General features: G+C 63.1%; 15 protein-coding genes and 1 pseudogene. 6 read left to right on the top strand and 10 right to left on the bottom strand.

The features are described from left to right. Positions 1–2 precede the first annotated feature (2 nt). From FRAAU_RS14370 to FRAAU_RS18045, 5 genes and pseudogenes are all read right to left on the bottom strand, one after another. The gene (locus FRAAU_RS14370) at positions 3–1400 is read right to left on the bottom strand and encodes a cytochrome ubiquinol oxidase subunit I (RefSeq protein WP_014404239.1); all 1398 of its coding nucleotides are present in this window, start codon (positions 1398–1400) and stop codon (positions 3–5) included. A gap of 564 nt (positions 1401–1964) precedes the next feature. Beyond that, positions 1965–2939: a carbohydrate kinase family protein gene (locus FRAAU_RS14365; RefSeq protein ID WP_014404238.1), complete on the bottom strand. Its 975-nt coding sequence runs from the start codon at positions 2937–2939 to the stop codon at positions 1965–1967. Beyond that, positions 2936–4183, bottom strand: a complete 1248-nt coding sequence (locus FRAAU_RS14360) for a sugar MFS transporter (RefSeq protein WP_245546397.1) — start codon at positions 4181–4183, stop codon at positions 2936–2938. The genes FRAAU_RS14365 and FRAAU_RS14360 overlap by 4 nt, the downstream gene beginning before the upstream one ends. Before the next feature lie 35 nt (positions 4184–4218). Next, positions 4219–4479 (bottom strand): substrate-binding domain-containing protein, encoded by a 261-nt coding sequence (locus tag FRAAU_RS18050; RefSeq protein WP_425598077.1) that lies wholly within the window; start codon positions 4477–4479, stop codon positions 4219–4221. A 17-nt stretch (positions 4480–4496) separates the two neighbouring features. Further along, positions 4497–4691 (bottom strand): annotated as a pseudogene (locus FRAAU_RS18045) (LacI family DNA-binding transcriptional regulator); the annotation flags it as partial. A 315-nt stretch (positions 4692–5006) separates the two neighbouring features. On the opposite strand from FRAAU_RS18045, the gene FRAAU_RS14350 reads away from it, so the two are divergent. The 4 genes from FRAAU_RS14350 (at position 5007) to sucD (ending at position 10658) form a co-directional block, all read left to right on the top strand. Then, entirely contained in the window at positions 5007–6734 is a 1728-nt protein-coding gene (locus tag FRAAU_RS14350) for a sensor histidine kinase (RefSeq protein WP_169314767.1), read from the top strand. Positions 6735–6737: 3 nt separating this feature from the next. Next, a complete protein-coding gene (locus FRAAU_RS14345) occupies positions 6738–8405 on the top strand; it encodes a response regulator (RefSeq protein WP_014404235.1) in 1668 nt (555 codons plus the stop codon). Positions 8406–8607: 202 nt separating this feature from the next. Then, positions 8608–9771 (top strand): ADP-forming succinate--CoA ligase subunit beta, encoded by a 1164-nt coding sequence (gene sucC, locus FRAAU_RS14340; RefSeq protein ID WP_014404234.1) that lies wholly within the window; start codon positions 8608–8610, stop codon positions 9769–9771. A gap of 11 nt (positions 9772–9782) precedes the next feature. Further along, complete coding sequence (sucD, locus tag FRAAU_RS14335) at positions 9783–10658, top strand: succinate--CoA ligase subunit alpha (protein WP_014404233.1); 876 nt, start codon at positions 9783–9785, stop codon at positions 10656–10658. Positions 10659–10707: 49 nt separating this feature from the next. On the opposite strand, the gene FRAAU_RS14330 is transcribed toward sucD, so the two are convergent. Both FRAAU_RS14330 and FRAAU_RS14325 read right to left on the bottom strand, forming a co-directional pair. Then, positions 10708–11658, bottom strand: coding sequence for a cupin domain-containing protein (locus FRAAU_RS14330; protein ID WP_014404232.1), 951 nt, complete (start codon positions 11656–11658; stop codon positions 10708–10710). A 118-nt stretch (positions 11659–11776) separates the two neighbouring features. Further along, positions 11777–12685: a LysR family transcriptional regulator gene (locus tag FRAAU_RS14325; RefSeq protein ID WP_014404231.1), complete on the bottom strand. Its 909-nt coding sequence runs from the start codon at positions 12683–12685 to the stop codon at positions 11777–11779. Positions 12686–12796: 111 nt separating this feature from the next. On the opposite strand from FRAAU_RS14325, the gene FRAAU_RS14320 reads away from it, so the two are divergent. Further along, positions 12797–14416, top strand: a complete 1620-nt coding sequence (locus FRAAU_RS14320) for an NAD+ synthase (RefSeq protein ID WP_014404230.1) — start codon at positions 12797–12799, stop codon at positions 14414–14416. Here FRAAU_RS14320 and FRAAU_RS16655 read toward each other — a convergent pair. Continuing rightward, a complete protein-coding gene (locus FRAAU_RS16655) occupies positions 14389–15060 on the bottom strand; it encodes a hypothetical protein (protein WP_156803428.1) in 672 nt (223 codons plus the stop codon). The genes FRAAU_RS14320 and FRAAU_RS16655 overlap by 28 nt on opposite strands. A 345-nt stretch (positions 15061–15405) precedes the next feature. After that, positions 15406–16011 (bottom strand): TetR/AcrR family transcriptional regulator, encoded by a 606-nt coding sequence (locus FRAAU_RS14310; protein ID WP_083841192.1) that lies wholly within the window; start codon positions 16009–16011, stop codon positions 15406–15408. A gap of 72 nt (positions 16012–16083) precedes the next feature. On the opposite strand from FRAAU_RS14310, the gene FRAAU_RS14305 reads away from it, so the two are divergent. Next, entirely contained in the window at positions 16084–16872 is a 789-nt protein-coding gene (locus FRAAU_RS14305; protein WP_014404228.1) for an SDR family NAD(P)-dependent oxidoreductase, read from the top strand. A gap of 469 nt (positions 16873–17341) precedes the next feature. Here FRAAU_RS14305 and FRAAU_RS14295 read toward each other — a convergent pair whose 3' ends face one another. After that, a complete protein-coding gene (locus FRAAU_RS14295; RefSeq protein ID WP_014404226.1) occupies positions 17342–18178 on the bottom strand; it encodes an outer membrane protein assembly factor BamD in 837 nt (278 codons plus the stop codon). Positions 18179–18200: the final 22 nt, after the last annotated feature.

Here is an 18200-nt window from a genome sequence, read left to right as displayed (position 1 = left end):
AATTAACCGTCAATGGCGTCGCTGGGACGGGAGAGCGGGCGGCTGCTGTCGAGGCCCGGATGGTCATGCTGGTGGTGATCGCCACCGGAGGTGGGACCCTTCTTCATCATCTTCAGCATGTAGTAGATGCCGGTGCCGAAGACCAGGAAGTAGACGACCACGAAGATCAGCAGCGAGGTGCCGACCTGCTGGGAATCCAGCGGGGACAGCGAGTCGGACGTGCGCAGCACGCCGTAGACGGTCCAGGGCTGGCGACCGACTTCGGTGGTGATCCAGCCGGCCAGCAAGGCGAGGATGCCCGAGGGCCCCATGCAGACCACGAACCGCTGGAACCAGCGGCAGTCATACAGTTTGCCGGCGCGACGCAGGATGAAACCGACCACGGCGGTCAGCAGCATCAGCATGCCCAGACCGGCCATGATGCGGAAGGTCCAGAAGATCAGCGGCGAATAGGGGCGGTCCTGAGCCGGGAATTCCTTCAGGCCGCGGATTTCGCCGTCCCAGCTGTGGGTCAGGATCAGGCTGCCGAGATGCGGAACCTTGAGAGCATACTTGGTCGTTTCAGCCTGCATGTCGGGCAGGCCGAACAGGTTCAGCGCGGTGCCGCCCTTTTCGGTTTCCCACAGACCCTCGATCGCGGCGATCTTGGCGGGCTGGTATTCGCGGGTGTTCAGACCGTGCGCATCGCCGACGAAGATCTGTACCGGGCACAGGATCAGCAGGATCCACATCGCCATCGAGAAGCTCTTCTTGACGGGCTCGTCACGACGGCCACGCAGCAGGTGCCAGGCGCTGACGGCCGCGACAATGAAGCCGGCCACGATAAAGGCCGCGATCGCCATGTGCGCAAGACGGAACGGGAAGGAGGGATTGAACACGATCTTCCACCAGTCAAGCGGAATGATCTTGCCATTTTCCCAGCCAAAGCCCTGCGGGGTCTGCATGAAGCTGTTGGAAGCCAGAATCCAGAAGGTCGAGATCAGGGTGCCGACAGCGACCATCACGGTGGAGAAGAAGTGGGCGCGGGGGCCGACCTTTTCCCAGCCGAACAGCATCACGCCAAGGAAGCCGGCTTCCAGGAAGAAGGCGGTCAGTACTTCATAGGTCAGCAGCGGACCGGTGATATTGCCGGCGATATTGGAGAATCCGCCCCAGTTGGTGCCGAACTCGTAGCTCATCACTACGCCGGAGACCACACCCATGCCGAAACCCACGGCAAAGATCTTGGTCCAGAAGAAGAACATGTCTTTGTAGGCTTCGTTGCGGGTTTTCAGCCACAGGCCTTCCAGTACGGCCAGGAAGCTGGCCATGCCGATGCTGAAGGCGGGGAACATGATGTGAAAGGATACGGTGAACGCGAACTGCAATCGCGCCAAGTGGAATGCGTCGAGTATTTCCATGGCAGCCTCTACCGGCACAAGACGTGGATCGCCTCATGGTCGGGTATCAAAAGAGAAATGGATCGCTGCGCCCGTCACAGGCTAGCTGGATCAAAGACGGGGCAGTGGCGCGCGTCGATTGCAGCATCACCCTGGAATCAAGTCGATTACAGACCGATACCGCATCCGGCCGGGGAATTGTAGACCCGTGTCCAGCCACGGGGTTCCGGCTGCGTCATTCTGACTAAGGGGCTTGATTGCATGCGCCTGCAGCTCGATATCGCACAGGTCGCAGCATATTGTCGGATGGTGGATCCATGCGCAAAAAAATGCGTGCCGCGGCGGCCGATCCGGCATCTCCGGCCGGGATCAAGCGATCCCTGGGCATCGCGGGCCCTGTCGGGGACGAAAGCGCGTACGAGTCCGCCATCAGGCGCAGCATGTTTGATGGCGCGATGTCTGACGGAAGAGGCTGGTGGCAGGGTTCGGGGGTGCCCCGGCGGATTCCGGCAGGGGCCGTCTGTCCCGTACCCGGAGCATGCTGTCCGGGTACGGGCATGGCCGACCTGGCCTTGAAAGCTGGAATCAGGCCGTTTGCCGATCGAGGAAATCGAGCACTTCCTGTTCGTCGGGCAGAGCTACAAAGGATCCCTTGCGACTGGCGGTGAGGCCGCCGCAGGCCGAGGCGAAACGGATGATGGCATGCAGGCGCGGCAGCTCGCTGATCAGTCGCGGCAGTTCATCCGGACCGATGCCATGCTGATCCAGCTGCAGCAGCAGGCCACCGACAAAAGCATCGCCGGCGGCGGTGGCATCCACGGTCTGCACCTTGAAACTGGGCAGTTCGCCTTCGGCATCGCGGCTGAACCAGCGGATGATATCGGCACCGTGGGTGACGATCAGCAACTGGGTCACGCCCTGCCACAGTCGCTCCAGCATGGCTTCCTCGCCATCCTCGGCCAGGAATTCGAACTCCTCGGCGCTGAGCTTGACGATGTCGGCCAGCTGCAGGGCTTCCCATATCACCGGCTTCGGATCCTCGCCTGCTGCCCACAGGTTGGGGCGCAGATTCACATCGAAGCTGACCAGGGCCTTGTGTTCACGGGCCTGGCGCATGCCGCTGCGTGTGGCAGCGGCAATGTCGACCTCAGTCATGCTGTTGGAGCAGACATGGAAAACGGCGGCTTCCGCGAAAGCTTCGGGCTGGAAGTGCGTTTCGCGGAACAGCAGATCCGCTGCCGGCGGACGGTAGAAGGTGAAGCTGCGCTCGCCGTCGGGATCCAGCGCGACGAAGGCCAGTGCGGTATTGGCCTGATCGGTGCGCACGGTATAGCGGATGTCGACACCGGCCTGTTCCAGGCTGTCGGCCAGCAGGTCACCGAACATGTCGGTGCTCAGCATGCCGATGAACTTGGCCTGGCCGCCGAGTCTGGCGGCCGCTACGGCGACATTCGCCGGTGCGCCGCCGGCGAAGGGAACAAAGGAGCGGTCGGAGCCGTCCTTGAGCTGACCGTGAAAGTCGATCAGTGCTTCACCAAAACAGAGAATCGAACCACTCATTTGACGCGGGAGCCTTTGAATCCATAAAAAGCTATATACAAATAGCACAGAAGCGGCAGGATGAAGGCATCTTGCACACCTATGTGATCGGAAAGCCGGCCCTGCAGATAGGGAATCACCGCGGCGCCGACGATGGCCATGATAAGCAAAGCCGAGGCCTTGCTGGTCATGGAACCCAGTTTGGCGATGCCCAGCGAGAAAATGGTGGGGAACATGATCGAGTTGAACAGGCCGATCGCGACCACGCTGATGGTCGCGATCATGCCATGGCTGTTGATCGTGGTCGCCAGCAGCAGGACATTGACCAGCGCGAACAGGCCGACCAGCTTGCCAGGATTGAAGCGCAGCATCAGGCTGGAGCCGACCAGGCGCCCGATCATCGCGCCGCCCCAGAAATAAGAGACCCAGTTGGCCGCCTGCTGCTCGGTCATGCCGCCGATTTCGGGCATGCTCAGATAATTGACCATGGTGCTGCTGACCGAGACCTCGGCGCCGCAATAGGCGAAGATGCCCAGCACGCCGAACAGGACGTGGGGTTTGGCCAGTACCTCACGGATGCCATGCTGGCGCTCGTCGCCCTGCTCGGTGGCATTGATCAGCGACGGCATCTTCAGCAGCCAGAAAATCACAGCCAGCACGAACAGGGTGATGGCCAGACCGATATACGGGCCCTGCACGGCATGGGCCTGCTGGGCCCTGTAGGCCAGTTGCTGGGCCGAGGGCAGGCCGGCCAGCTGGGTGGCCGACAGGGTTGCGGCCGAAAGAATCAGCAGTCCGCCGAAATGCGGCCCAAGGGTGGTGCCCAGCGCGTTGAGGGCCTGTGCCAGATTGATCCGGCTCGAAGCGGTGCGCTCCGGCCCCAGCAAGGTCACATAGGGGTTGGCCGCAACCTGCAGGACGGTGATGCCGCTGGCCAGGATGAACAGCGCGGCCAGAAAGGTGTAGTAGCTGTGGCCCTGGGCGGCCGGCACGAAGCCGAGGGCGCCCATGCCGGCGACCAGCAGGCCGGCCACGATGCCGCCCTTGTAGCCCAGCTTGCTGACCAGTTTGCCGGCCGGCAGAGACATGATGAAGTAGGCACCGAAGAAGCAGGACTGAACCAGCATGGCCTGGGCATAGTTCAGGCTGAACAATGACTTCAGGTGCGGGATCAGGATGTCATTGAGCGACGTCAGAAAACCCCAGATGAAGAAGACCGCCGTCACCACGCTCAGCGCGGCAGGATAGCTGCGCTGCTCGGTCATGGGGACACTCGATGCGGCGGGGGGGGGCGAATTGTTCATGATGTGAGTGGCTTCATCGGAGGGGGGCTGCTGTCGCGGATCTTGAATTCGACAGGGGATACGTAGCGGGCGGAGGCCTGTGCCGGCTGGGCCAGACGTTCCAGTACCATGATCGCCGCCTGACGGCCGCATTCGCGCGGACGGGTCTGGACGGTGCTGAGGGCGGGGCTGCAGATCGCGGCCTCGGAAATGTCATCGAAGCCGGTCAGTGCGAAATCCACGCCCGGCTGGCGACCCAGGGCCTTGAGACCGGCCATCAGTCCCAGGGCGACCACCGCAGATTGGCGGCGGCGCGGTTGTAGATGTAATTCTGCCGGCGCAATTCAGCCTTGACCTTGGCCCGTGTCTCGTCGCGAACCAGAGGGCTCTCGCGCAGGACCAGGGAGACAGTGGCGCGCGACACGCCACAACCACGGGCTATATCAGTGAGCGTGATGGGGCGGCGTTGGGGCGGTCGAAGCTTGGGCATGGGATTCAGTACACGTGACGGTAAACTTTCAACCGATCCAGGTCGGCATAATGCAATTCTGGTTGCGAATATGCATGGCGCGGTGCAACAGCTGTTTGGATTGTGCTCTCGACGGCTGGATTCAGGGGGACATCGGCTTGATTCACGGCTGCGCTAGGGGCTAGTTTGACGGTGTGCAAGGATCGCGGCAATGCTGCTGCGGACAAGACCTCGCCCATGGAATGAGAAGGCAGGCAGATCGTGGTGGCTGGAACGCATTCGCAATGGCCCCTGGACCGGTCGCATCGGTGGCAGGCGCTGGCCCTGATGCTTGGCATGGCCGTGATGATCGGTCTGCTCGGCGGGCTGGTCTGGGCGGGACGGTATACCTCGACCGAGGCTCAGGATGCGATCATCGACAGCGTCAGGGTGCGGGTGGTCGCCGATCAGGTGGCTTATCTGATCCGGGATGCCGAGGCCATGGCCTATGATCAACTGCGTGGCCAGCGGCCTGCCCGCGAACCGAAAGCCCAGCTGCGGCAGGCCTTGACTCTGCTCGGCGAACTGCAGGACATGGTCGGCACCGACCCGGCGTTGCAGGCCTGGATGGAGGCGTTGCAGATCACTGTGCGGGCCAGGCAGCGTTCGGTCGAGACCTCGCTGCAGCTGGCGGCAGAGGGCAAGGCGCACGCGGGTCTGCAGCATCTGACCCAGGCCCAGGTAGTGTTTCCGATGGATCCGGATCTGCGGGGACTCACCCGTACCATCGAGCAGTGGGTGGCGAATGTCCGTACCGACGCCAGGGTGACACGCCAGCGACGGCAGATCCTGCTGCTGTGCGCCGCGATGCAACTGGTATTGCTGATCAGCATCGTGGTGCTGGCCTGGCGTCAGGCCAGCCGCCGCAGCCAGGCCGAATGGCGACTGCAGCAGGCGGAGCGCCATTCACGACAGATCCTGCAAACAGTACGTGAGCCGATCATCCTGCTCGATGGCCAGCTGCGGGTACTGCAGATCAATGCCGCTTTTTGCGATATCTACGGCATCGATGCCGGCCGGGCCACCGGTCAACCCCTTGCCGTGCTGGGAAATGGCGTGTGGGAAGATGCTGCCTTGCTGGAACGGCTGTCCCAGGTACTGGATCGCGACCGCGAACTGTGGGATCACGAACTCAATCAGCAACTGCCCGACGGGGCATTGCGCTGCGTGATCGTCAATGCACGGCGGATGCTGCATTCGGACCAGCAGGCGCCGACTCTGTTGCTCACGGTCAGTGACATCACCTCGCGGGCGCTGGCTGAACGCCAGGTGCGGGAGTTGAACCGGCAGCTGGAAAGCAAGGTGGCGCTGGTCTCGGACATCAATCGTGAGCTCGAGGCCTTCACCTATTCGATTTCACATGATCTGCGTGCGCCGCTGCGGCATGTGTCCCGCTTCGCGGAGCGGCTGGGAAGCCATCTGGATGGCCGTGGCGATGACTTGAGTCGCCATTATATTGAAGTGATCCTGTCGGCGTCCCGGCGGATGGCCGAATTGATCGAGGATCTGCTGGTCTTCTCGCGACTCGGGCGGGGCACCTTGCGCTCGCAGCCGGTGGAAATGCAGCGCCTGGTCGAGGATGTGCGCGAATTGCTGCAGTCCGACGAGCCGGCGCGCAAAGTCCTGTGGCAGATCGCCGACCTGCCCGTGGTGCAGGGGGACGAAAGCATGTTGCGTACCGTCTGGCAGAACCTGCTTGGCAACGCGGTGAAGTATTCAGCCCCCAAGGAGCAACCGTGTATCGAGGTGACGGTGCATGACAATGGTCGCGGCGAGCACGTGTTCTGCGTGCGGGACAACGGCACCGGCTTCGATATGCGCTATGTCAACAAGCTGTTCGGGGTCTTCCAGCGTCTGCACCGGGCCTCGGAGTTCTCCGGCAACGGAATCGGGCTGGCCAGCGTCCAGCGCATCGTGGCACGTCATGGTGGTCAGGTCTGGGCCGAAGGCGAGCCCGGCGTCGGTGCAGCCTTTTTCTTCAGCTTGCCGATCGCCGAGGCAAGAGCCATGCAGCGGGAGCAGTGAGCCATGTCCAGTACCCGTCACTCCCAGGAACGACCCTCGACGGAGGGTGTCATTGCCTTGCATGACGAGGGCGGGAGCATGCCCAGGAACCATGCCAGGCTGCCCGTCTCGCATCCGCAGGGTGACGAGGCCCGGCCGATCCGGATCCTGCAGGTCGAGGACTGCGCTTTCGATGCCGAGCTGGTCCAGTCCGAATTGAGTCTGGATCAGATCGACTTCCAGGTCCGTCTGGTCGAAGATGAAGTGGACTATCTGCAGGCACTGGATGAATTCCAGCCTGACATCATCCTGTCGGACCTGAGTCTGCCGGGATTTTCAGGGCGCCGGGCGCTGGAGCTTCTGAGGGAGCGCGACGAGGTGTTGCCCTTCATCTTCGTGTCCGCGACCCTGGGCGAGGAAGCCGCCATCGAGGCGCTGCGGCATGGCGCGACGGACTATATCCTCAAGCAGAATCCGGTGCGGCTGGCGGCGGCGGTGCGCCGTGCCTTGCGCGAGGCTGACGAGCAGCGCGGGCGCAACTGGGCGGAAAGCGAATTGATGCGGACCCAGCGCTTCGAGAGTCTGGCGATGCTGGCAGGAGGGATCAGCCATGACCTGCGCAATCTGTTGCAGCCTCTGTTGCTGGCGGGTGACAGTCTGCTCGATTATCGCGACGATCCGCGGCTGGCACGGCTGGGCAGTCTGATCCGTGACTGCGGCCGGCGTGGGCTGGACATGGTCCAGTCGATGCTGTCGCTGGCGCGCGGGGCGCCGAGGACCGAGGAAATCCGGCTGGGCGAGCTGTTTGCCGCCTTGCAGTTGCTGTTGCAGGGCAGCGTACCCAAGTCGGTGCAGCTGAGCACGCGGATCGACCCGCCGGAACTCAGTTTTGAAGGCAACTACACTGAATTGCAGCAGTGTCTGTTGAATCTCAGCCTGAATGCGATCCAGGCGATGCCGGACGGCGGCGAATTGAAGATATCGACCGGCCGGGAATATCTCGACGTGGATTTCATTCGCGCCGGAGAAGCTGTCAGAGAGGGCCATTTCCTGCGTCTGACTGTGACCGATACCGGCACGGGCATGTCGGCGGAGGTGCTGCGGAGACTGTACGAACCTTTCTTCACCACCAAGGCGGAGGGGACCGGCCTGGGACTGCTGTCATGCCAGCGGATCGTCGCCAGCCATGGCGGAATGATCCGGGTGCAGAGTCAGAGCGGGCTGGGCACGCGCTTCGACTTGTATTTTCCGCTCAACAGCTGTCCGGCCGAACCGGTCCCGCAGGCCGAAATGGTCGCTTCCCGGCAGGGGCGTGGCGAGCGAATTCTGGTGGTCTCCGAGGAGGCCGGCCAGTTGTCGCTGCTGGCGGATGCGCTGGATACCTATGGCTATCTGGCCCACGTCGGCCAGAGCGGCGTGGCGGCTTTGCTGTGGTGCCGCACGCATGGTCATCCGGATCTGGTTATCCTTGACGCGGAGATGGCCTTGCTGAGCGGGGCGCGGACCTTGCAGGCCCTGCGTGACCGGGGCTATCGCGGCCCTGCGATCCTTCTTCTGCATCCGCAGTTCAAGCTGGAGCTGCCGGCATGGCTGCCCGGACTGGAGGTTTTGCGTGTCACCAAGCCATTGACGCCGCAGGCCTTGTTGCAAAGCGTTCGTGCGGCACTGGACCGGGAGGCGCCCCCCTCCTGAACGCTGGCTGCAGGATCAGCTTCGCTGCGGGCGCAGGAAGTTGCGCCGGACGGGGTGGCTGTGCACACAATGGCCGATCGCATGGACTGCCATACCGAAGCCCGGATGGATGAATGCGGTAGCGGTGAACGAGCGAGCCGGTCCGGCAACGGCCATGGGCAGGCTCGTGGCGGCGATTACCATGGAATGACCGAGGTGTGGCATGAATTTCCACGAATACCAAGCGAAAGAACTGTTTGCCCAATACGCGATTCCGGTTCCGCCGGGGCGCGTGGCGACCTCGCCGGATGCGGCGGTCGAGGCGGCCAAGGCCCTGGGGACGGGGCCGTGGATGGTCAAGGCCCAGATCCATGCCGGTGGCCGCGGCAAGGCCGGTGGCGTCAAGTTCTGCAAGTCGACGGATGAAGTCCATGCCGCGGCGGCCGGGATGCTGCACAGCCGGATGGCCACTTACCAGTCGGCGGGCCGGGCCCTGCCGGTAAATCTGGTGCTGGTGGCCGATGCGGCGCAGATCGAGCGCGAATTGTATCTGTCGGTATTGATCGACCGCGACGCCAAGGCGATATCCTTTATCGGTTCCGGTCAGGGCGGTGTGGATATCGAGCAGGTGGCGCGTGAAAGCCCGCAGGATATCCATACCGTGACCGTGGATTTCGTGGAAGGCCTGCAGCCTTACCAGTGCCGTGGTCTGGGTTTCGCGATGGGCCTGAATCTCAAGCAGGTGAACCAGCTGACCCGGATCATGCTTGGGCTTTATCGCCTGTTCCAGGACAAGGACTTGTCCCTGATCGAGCTCAACCCGCTGGGCGTGCTGGCTGACGGCAATCTGGTCGCGCTGGATGGCAAGATCAACTCCGATGACAATGCCGAGTTCAGGCATCCGGAGCTGACCGCGCTGCATGATCCCAGTCAGGAGGATCCGACCGAGGCCGAAGCGGCCAGGCACAATCTCAACTACGTGACCATGGATGGCCATATCGGCTGCATGGTCAATGGCGCGGGACTGGCGATGGCGACCATGGATGTGATCAAGCTGGCGGGCGGCGAGCCGGCCAATTTCCTGGATGTCGGTGGCGGGGCCACGCGGGAGAGGGTGGCCGAGGCCTTCAAGCTGATCCTGTCCTCTTCAGGCGTGAAGGCGATCCTGGTCAACATTTTCGGTGGCATCGTGCGCTGTGACCTGATCGCCGAGGGCATTGTCGCCGCCGTCAAGGAGGTCGGTCTGAAGATTCCGGTGGTGGTGCGGCTGCAAGGCACCAATGTGGACAAGGGGCGTGCCTTGCTGGCCGGCTCCGGGCTGGCGATCATCCCGGCCGATGATCTCAACGATGCGGCCCGCAAGGCCGTCGCCGCCGTTCAGGCCTGAGGAGTCTCGTCATGAGTGTTCTGATCAACAAGCAGACCCGCGTCCTGGTCCAGGGCTTCACCGGCCAGCAAGGCAGCTTCCATACCGAGCAGGCCATCGACTACGGCACCTGTGTCGTCGGCGGGGTCACGCCGGGCAAGGGCGGCAGCGAACATCTGGGCCTGCCGGTCTTCGACAGCGTGGCCGAGGCTGTCGGCGCGACCGCGGCCGATGCCTCGGTGATCTTCGTGCCGCCGCCGTTCGCGGCCGACTCGATCCTGGAAGCCATCGATGGGGGCATCCGGATCATCGTGGCCATTACCGAAGGGATTCCCGTGCAGGACATGCTGCGGGTCAAGAACGTCTTGCAGCAGCATCCGGAAGTGGTGCTGGTCGGGCCCAATTGTCCCGGCATCATCACTCCCGGCGAGTGCAAGATCGGCATCATGCCCGGGCATATCCACCAGCCGGGCCGGATCGGCATCGTTTCGCGTTCCGGCACACTGACCTACGAGGCGGTCTACCAGACCACCCAGGAAGGTCTGGGGCAGTCCACCTGCATCGGCATCGGCGGTGACCCGATCAACGGGCTGAACTTCATCGACTGCCTGAAGCTGTTCCAGGATGATCCGCAGACCGAGGGCATCATCATGGTTGGCGAGATCGGTGGCAGTGCCGAGGAGGATGCCGCGGAATTCATTGCCGAGTATGTGACCAAGCCGGTGGTGTCCTTTATCGCCGGCGCCTCGGCTCCCGCCGGCAAGCGGATGGGCCACGCCGGTGCTATCATTTCCGGTGGCAAGGGCACGGCGGCCGCCAAGTTCGCGGCGCTGGACCGGGCCGGGGTGACCACGGTGAAATCACCGGCCGACCTGGGCCGGGCGATGGCCCAGCGGCTGCAGGGCTGAGCAAGGCGGCGGTGGCGACAAGTTCGCCACCGCCGCAAGCGCCTGTCACTCAGGCGACAAAGCGGATATCCAGAGCCCGCAGCCAGGTCTGCAGGCCGGCATCCTGGATCGGAATCAGATGGGCCGGCTGACCGGACTCGTTGTAATGGGCATGCCAATAGCCGGGCGGGGTGACGAAAGCCATCCCCGACTCCCAGTCGACGCGGGTCGGATGCAGGATCTCGCCTGCGGCATCGACCTCGGTGCCGACCAGGGTGTAGCAGCCCGGCGGCGTGTCGACGATGAAATCCAGGGCGATCGACTGATGCCGGTGCGGCTTCTGCACCGAATGGGCCGGCAGAATGCCGAACATCGCCCACAGCACATGGGTCACGGTGCGGGTATGCGGGAAATGGGTATTGCCCAGCAGAATGCTGATCCGGCTGCGTTTGGCGGCCTGCTCGGCAGCGGCGGCCTTGGCCAGCTCAGCCTGGGCACGAGCGGCCGGATAGCGGGTGGGGCGGAAGCGGGGCTGGTCGATCCGCACCCCCAGATAACGCAGCAGTGGCGCGTCATTCACGTAATACAGGCGACTGGTCCGCTCCGCTTCGAGGCGAGGGAGCTCACCACCGGGGAACGCCAGGAAATCGCCTTCGGCATAGGGCAGCAGCGCTTCGCCCTGCCGCAAGTGGCCGGCGCCTTCCTGCACATACAGCACCTGTGAAGTGGTGGCCTGGTCCAGTGCGAGCGTTTCGCCAGCCAGCACCCGCGCGAAACTGGCGCACAGTCCGGGCCCGGTGGCCGGCCCCTCGGTCTGCAGCGGCCCGGACAGGTCCAGTCGAACCAGCCGGGTCGGGCCATTCGCATACAGTTCCGGGGAAAAACTGTGGTAAGGCACCTTGCTGATGATGCCGGCGCCGATCGGATTGGCGGCCGTGGAATACTCGTAATACAGCGCGTCGTCGCCGGCGGCGGCCGGCTGCGAGGCGGAGGGCAGGGGTGTGGGAGATTTCTGCAGCATGGGGTGCCTCCTTGATGTCGAGGCCGGCCTGGTGCCGGGATCAGTGGCTACAGCCTGCCGCACAACCGGCTGCGACAGAAGGCCTCTGAGGGCAATTCAGTTTTCCCTGGCGGGGGCTTCAGGGGCGCGCCAGATGCGCCACGCAAAAATCGATAAAGGCCCTGACCTTGCTGGACACCGTCTGTTTGGGGGGATACAAGGCCCAGACCCAGACCGGCTCCCGTTGCGACCGGACCGTCCAGTCGTCCAGCAGCACCTGCAGCCGCCCCTGCTGCAGCGCCTCTTCCACCTGCCAGTCAGGGAGCAGGGCAATGCCCTGGTCGGCAAGGGCCATATGCAGCAGGGCATCGCCGTCATTGCTGCGAAAACGTCCCTGTACGGTCAGGGCCAAGGGCGCGGCATCGGCTTGCGCGGCGGGTGAGCCATACCATGCCACCGGTCCGTTCAGGCCTTGCAGCAGGCAGGCGTGGTCGGCCACCTGGGGCCATGTGCATGGCTGCCCGTTTGCCTGCAGATAGCCCGGGCTGGCGACCAGTCGCTGTTGCAGCGGAGTGATTCGGCGTCCTTGCAGCGTCGAGTCCTGCGGGGTGCCGATCCGTATCGCCAGATCGATATGCTGGTCGATCATGTGGATCACGCTGTCTTCGATCAAGGCATCGACGCGGATATCGGGATAGGCCTGCATAAAGGCCGGCAGCAAGGGCAGCAGGCAATGGCGGGCGTAGTTGCGGGGGGCCGTCAGTCGCAGCAGGCCCTGCGGTTGCCGGTTGAGGGCTTCGGTATTGCGGCAGGCCTGTTCAATCGCTTGCAGCGCCGGCTGCAATTGCTGCCAGAGGGTGCGGCCGCCTTCGGTCAGGGCCAGCGCCCGGGTCGAGCGATTGAACAAGGCAATGCCCAGCTTTTGCTCCAGCTGCCGGATATGTCGGGATACCGTGGAGTTCTTCACGCCCAGGCTGGCGGCGGCCTTGCTGAAACTGCACAGCTCGGCCGTGCGGGCAAATATCTGCAGGGTGACCAGATCTTCCATGGGATATGTCCCGGCTCGTCGAATGCTTCGGACCATACACCGGCTTGGTGCTGGCGCGGGTGCATGACTTATCATCAGGCTTTGATGACACGTCGTGGATGCCCACACCTCATGAGTTCGATACGCCTGGCTTTGGCCCAATATGATTTCCCGGTCGGTGCGGTGGAGGCCAACGCGGCCTCGATCCGTCGCCTGGCCGACGCCGCACAGGCTGCCGGAGCCCAGATGGTGGCTTTTCCCGAACTGACGCTCAGCGGTTATCCGCCCGAGGATCTGCTGCTGCGCCCGAGCTTCCTCCGAGCCTGTGACGGTCAGTTGCAAGCTTTGGCCGAGGCGGGAGCTGACGGCCCCGATATGGTGGTGGGCCATCCGCAGGGGCGAGGCGCCCAGTTGTACAATGCCGCCAGCCTGTTGCGGGGCGGGCGGGTGCAGCATACCTATTACAAGCAGGCGCTGCCCAACTACACGGTCTTCGATGAAAAGCGCTACTTCACGGCCGGTGCCGGCAGCTGCATCATCGAGCTGGACGGGCTGAGGATCGGCCTGCTGATCTGCGAGGACATCTGGGTGCCGGAACCGGCCAGGCAGTTGGCGGCTCAGGGGGCGCATGGCCTGCTGGTGATCAATGCCTCGCCTTACGATCAGAGCCAGGCGGCCCGGCGCGAGACGGTACTGTCCGAACGGGCACGCGAATCGGGTCTGTCGATCGCCTATGTCAATCAGGTCGGTGGTCAGGATGACCTGCTGTTCGATGGCGGTTCCTTGCTGATCGGCGTCGACGGACGGGTACTGGCGCGGGCACCGGCATTCGAGGAGCATCTGCTGCAGGTGGAGTTCCAGTCAGGATCCGGCGAGTGGCAGGCGCTGGACTGGCCGGCCACGACGACGCAGAGCCCGGATGCCATCCTGTATGCCGGCCTGGTGCGGGGCATTCGCGATTACGTGCTGAAAAACGGTTTTCCGGGTGTGTTGCTGGGCTTGTCCGGCGGCATCGATTCGGCACTGACTCTGGCGCTGGCCGTGGATGCGCTGGGACCCGAGCGGGTCATGGCGGTGATGTTGCCGACCCGTTACACCTCGCAACTGTCGCATGACGGCGCCCGGCGTCAGGCCGAGGCGGCCGGCGTGGCCTATCACGTGCTGCCGATCGAGACGCCTTACGAAAGCGTGATGGCGCAGCTGAGCCCAGCCTTTGCCGGCAAGAGTGCCGACACCACCGAGGAGAATCTGCAGTCGCGATTGCGCGGCGTCATGTTGATGGCCTTGTCCAACAAGCATGGTGCCCTGTTGCTGTCGACCGGCAACAAGAGCGAAATGGCCGTCGGTTATGCGACCTTGTATGGCGATATGTGCGGCGCCTATGCCCCGCTCAAGGATGTCTACAAGACCGTGGTCTACCAGCTGGCACGCTGGCGCAACCGGAACGGCGAGGTGATTCCGTGGGAAGTCATCGAGCGGCCGCCGTCAGCCGAGCTGCGTGACAACCAGACCGATCAGGACTCGTTGCCTGACTATGACCAGCTTGATGCGATCCTGGCCCGCTTTATCGAGGGCCAGCAGTCCAAGGCCGAGATTGCCGAGGCAGGTTTCGACGCCGACCTGGTATTCAAGGTGGTGCGGCTGGTGCTGGTCAACGAGTTCAAGCGTCGCCAGTCGGCACCGGGGCCGCGGGTGACCCGCTGCGCCTTTGGTCGCGAACGCCGCTATCCGATCACCTCGGGCTGGCGCTGAAACCCGGATCCGGGGATGTCAGGCTGACTGGCTGTTGACGAAAAAGGTCCGCTCCCACGTGTGGTGTGAAGTCGAACGGCGTGGCGAAAGGCCCTTTGGGGCAAAAGGTCGGGCCAGATGGCGGTGATCGCTTGCGCTTGCCGCTTTTCGAGCCAGGTGCTGCCCAGGCGCTTCGCGGCGACAAGCGCGGACGCGCAGCAGCGGGCGAGGTTGCATCTTTTTGATCGAGATCGGAGCTGACTCAAGCTGCCCTCCAAGACCAAAGCGCAGCCGGTGGGCTGCGCTTTTTTCATGGTCGATACGCGGCCATCGTCATATGTGTTCCGGTGAAGCGGCCTGGGTTGCTGTTTCTTTCCTGCCTCTGATCCCCCGCGATAAATGTCTCCAGCCTGTGCGGGTCCATTGTCGCGGCAGCGACCGACCACGTCTGCGGCCGCGTGCCGCGCCCGTTCCAGCGATGCCGCATGCTTCTGCGCGAGTGGGTGCTGTTGCTTCTGGATGGCCAGCCTGATCTGCCACGCGCGCGTGGCTGACTGGTTCTGGCCGAGCAGATCGATCGGCCTGCTTTCGTCTGCGATCACATCCTGCGGCATCAGTGCCTGCTCCGCATCATGCTCTGCAAGCCTTCGAGCATCTTCTGCCAAGGCGGATGCGCGCCCGGGTACAGCTGGTTGCCGCTGAAAGTGGCAGCGTACCGTTCAGTCTGCAGACGCACGAACGGCTGATCCTCAAGCTCTGCACCTGGATCGCCGACCGGTGTGCCTGCGCAAGAAGTCGTTGGGTGGTCACAAGGTGCGTGCGCAACGGGCGGATCACCTTGAACGGCAGGCTCTACAGCTTGTGCAAGCGTCGCCCGACGCTGGAGGTGATATGCAGAAGCTTCCGGCGGAGGATGAACGGGGAGGCCTTGCGATCGTGCCTATCCCGAATTCGTCCATCCTGCCGTCAAAGCTCCAGGGCATGATGTTGCCCAGTCGTATACCTCCCGGTCATGGTGATGCCGGGATGGCGTTCAGCGCCTCGCTTGCCACCTCTCGAAGATTCTTGAGGCTGTATCCGTCACGCGCCTGGATGGCCAGGCCCTGCATCACGGCAACGATGTAGCGCGACAATCGGTTCGCGCGCGCTGGGGCAAGCCAGTGGCGAAGTTTTGCGGCCAACAGTTCGCGGAACGCCGCGCGGCGCTGAGCAAGCTCATGTGCCAAATCGGCATGGTCGGGGTGGCTTGCGATCATGCCGGTAGTGAGCATGCAGCCGATCTCGCCTTTGGGATCGACGAGACCTTGAGCTGTTCCATCCAGCAGCAGGCGAACCGCTTCGCGAAGGGGGAGAGCCTCATCCATGAACGACAGGTCAGAGGCGCCGCGCATGTCTGCGTAGCGATCCAACGCCTCGCGATAGAGCGCCTCCTTGTTGCCGAATGCCGCGTAGAGACTGGGTGCGGCGACGCCCAGCGTGGTGGTGAGTAGTTGAAAGGATACCCCTTCGTAACCGTGACGCCAGAACAGACGCATGGCGCTCTCCAGCGCGGCTTCCCGGTCGAATCCCCGCGGCCTGCCTCCTGTTCGTTTCACGCCTTTTTCCATAATGGTCATTAAGCAACCTTTGACAACCCGAGTCAATCGACCAATACTTTAATGATCATTAAATAATATTGAGATCTTTCCATGCCATCAGCCAACCCCATTGCCGTCGTGACGGGAGCATCCTCCGGAATCGGAGCCGTCTATGCCGATCGCCTCGCCAGACGTGGCTACGACCTGGTACTGGTCGCGCGCAGAATCGACCGGTTGCGCCACCTGGCGGATACGCTTTGCGCCACTCACGGCATCAAAGTCCGTTCCATCGAGGCCGATCTGACAGAGGAAGCCGGACTTGTCCAGGTCGAGGAGCTGTTGCACACCGATGAAGGGATCGCGCTCCTCGTGAACAACGCGGGCAACGGCAAGCTCTCCAGCACAGCGGATATGTCGGACGCGGATACGGCGGCAACGATCGCGCTCAATGTCGTCGCACCGACCCGGCTTGCGCGCGCCGTCCTCCCTGCGTTTCTGAGACGGCACTCTGGTGCAATCATCAACATTGCGTCGGTCATGGCGTTTCATCCGCTGCCGATCACGACGCTCTACAGCGCCACGAAGAGCTACGTGCTGATGTTCAGCCGCGGACTGCAAGGGGAATTGGCGAATACAGGCGTGCGCGTTCAGGCTGTACTTCCCGCCGGTACCGCCACCGAGTTCTATGACCATGCCGGCATTCCGCTGTCCGCCTTCGATCCTGCGGTGGTCATGACGACTGAGAACCTGGTCGATGCTGCGCTTGCGGGTTTCGATAAGGGCGAGGAAGTCACACTTCCCTCGGTCCACGATGTCAGCCTCTGGGACGCTTACGAGCAGGCGCGTTCAGCCTTGTTCGGCGCGACGCAAGTCGGAACCCCCGCGCCGCGCTACGTGTAAGTAAGCACAACTGGCCATGAGGGCCGGCTTGCGCACGTGCCGATACACCCGCTTGACGTTGGCCTCTCGCTGACGGCAAAGGCATGCCCGGGCGCGTCGATAGTCATCCCTGCGCAGCTCGGCCATCGCCCTCTGAATCTCGTCGATCGGGTGCATCGTCATGATATGCGCGACGGCGATGATCCCGCGCGGATGGCTGACCATGGCGCTTCCGACTCCATGTCCGGGGCGCCACGCCTGCAATATCACTGACCCAGTCATCGGGGCTGTTCCGGCAACAAGGAGGGGCAGCAGCCGGGAAGTCGGGTCACGTTCCGGAAAGCATCGGCACATGTCGAACTCGACCAAGTCCTTGCTGAAAATGCTGCGCCGAGCTGTGGCGCACTCCGGCGGAGCCCGGTGCTGGAGCCATCCGGACATGAAAAAGGGCGCCTGCATCGCAGGCGCCCTTTTTGTCAGCCGCAAAGGATCAGTTGTGACCCGAGAACGGTATGGCACGCAGCCACACCGAGGTGTCGTGCGGCCAGCCGGGATCTTTCAGATACGGATGCTTGGGATAGTTCAGTGCCAGCACCGAGCGGATCTGCTTCGACAAGGCAGGCTGGCCGATCTTGGCATAGCTGTGGGCCAGAATCGCCAGGGCATCGGCCACCGAAGGCGACTGCTGGTAATGCTCGACGACATATTGGGCACGGTCGGCGGAGGCGATATAGGCCTTGTTGTGCAGATAGAAAGCCGCGACATAGACCTCGAACTGGGCCATGATATTGCGCAGATAGATCATCCGCTGGCGGGCATCAGCCGCGTAGGCACTGTCCGGAAAGCGGCGGGACAGTTCGGCGAAATCGTCGAAGGCCTGCAGGTTGTAACCCTGATCGCGGCGGATCTGTGACTTGGCACGACCCAGCCAGCGTTCCAGAATACCCGTGGTGCGGTCGAAGTTGATCAGGCCCCGCAGATAATAGGCATAGTCGACATGCTTGCTGGTCGGGTAGTTCTTGATGTAGCGATTGACCGAGGAATAGGCATCGTCGGGCTGGTTGTCCTTGTACTGCGCGTAGGCCAGATCCAGCTGGGCCTGCATGGCATACGGGCCCGACGGGAAGCGCGCGATCAGACGCTGGTAGACGCGTTCGGCCGCGGCGTAATCGGCCATTTCCAGCGAGGTATGGGCATTCGCATACAGCTTGTCGACGGGCAGGGCGTCGAGGTTCTCACGTTTGTGGAACATCGAGCAGCCGCTGAGGGCGGCGGCCAGGGTCAATAAAACTGTTAATTTGATAACCGACAACTTGGTTACTCGCATGAGAAAGGTTCAGATGTTTGAT

Source organism: Frateuria aurantia DSM 6220 (assembly GCF_000242255.2).
GTDB classification, from domain to species: Bacteria; Pseudomonadota; Gammaproteobacteria; order Xanthomonadales; family Rhodanobacteraceae; genus Frateuria; species Frateuria aurantia.
The sequence above is the reverse complement of the archived record's forward strand: the minus strand, read 5'-3'. Positions and strand labels throughout refer to the sequence as shown.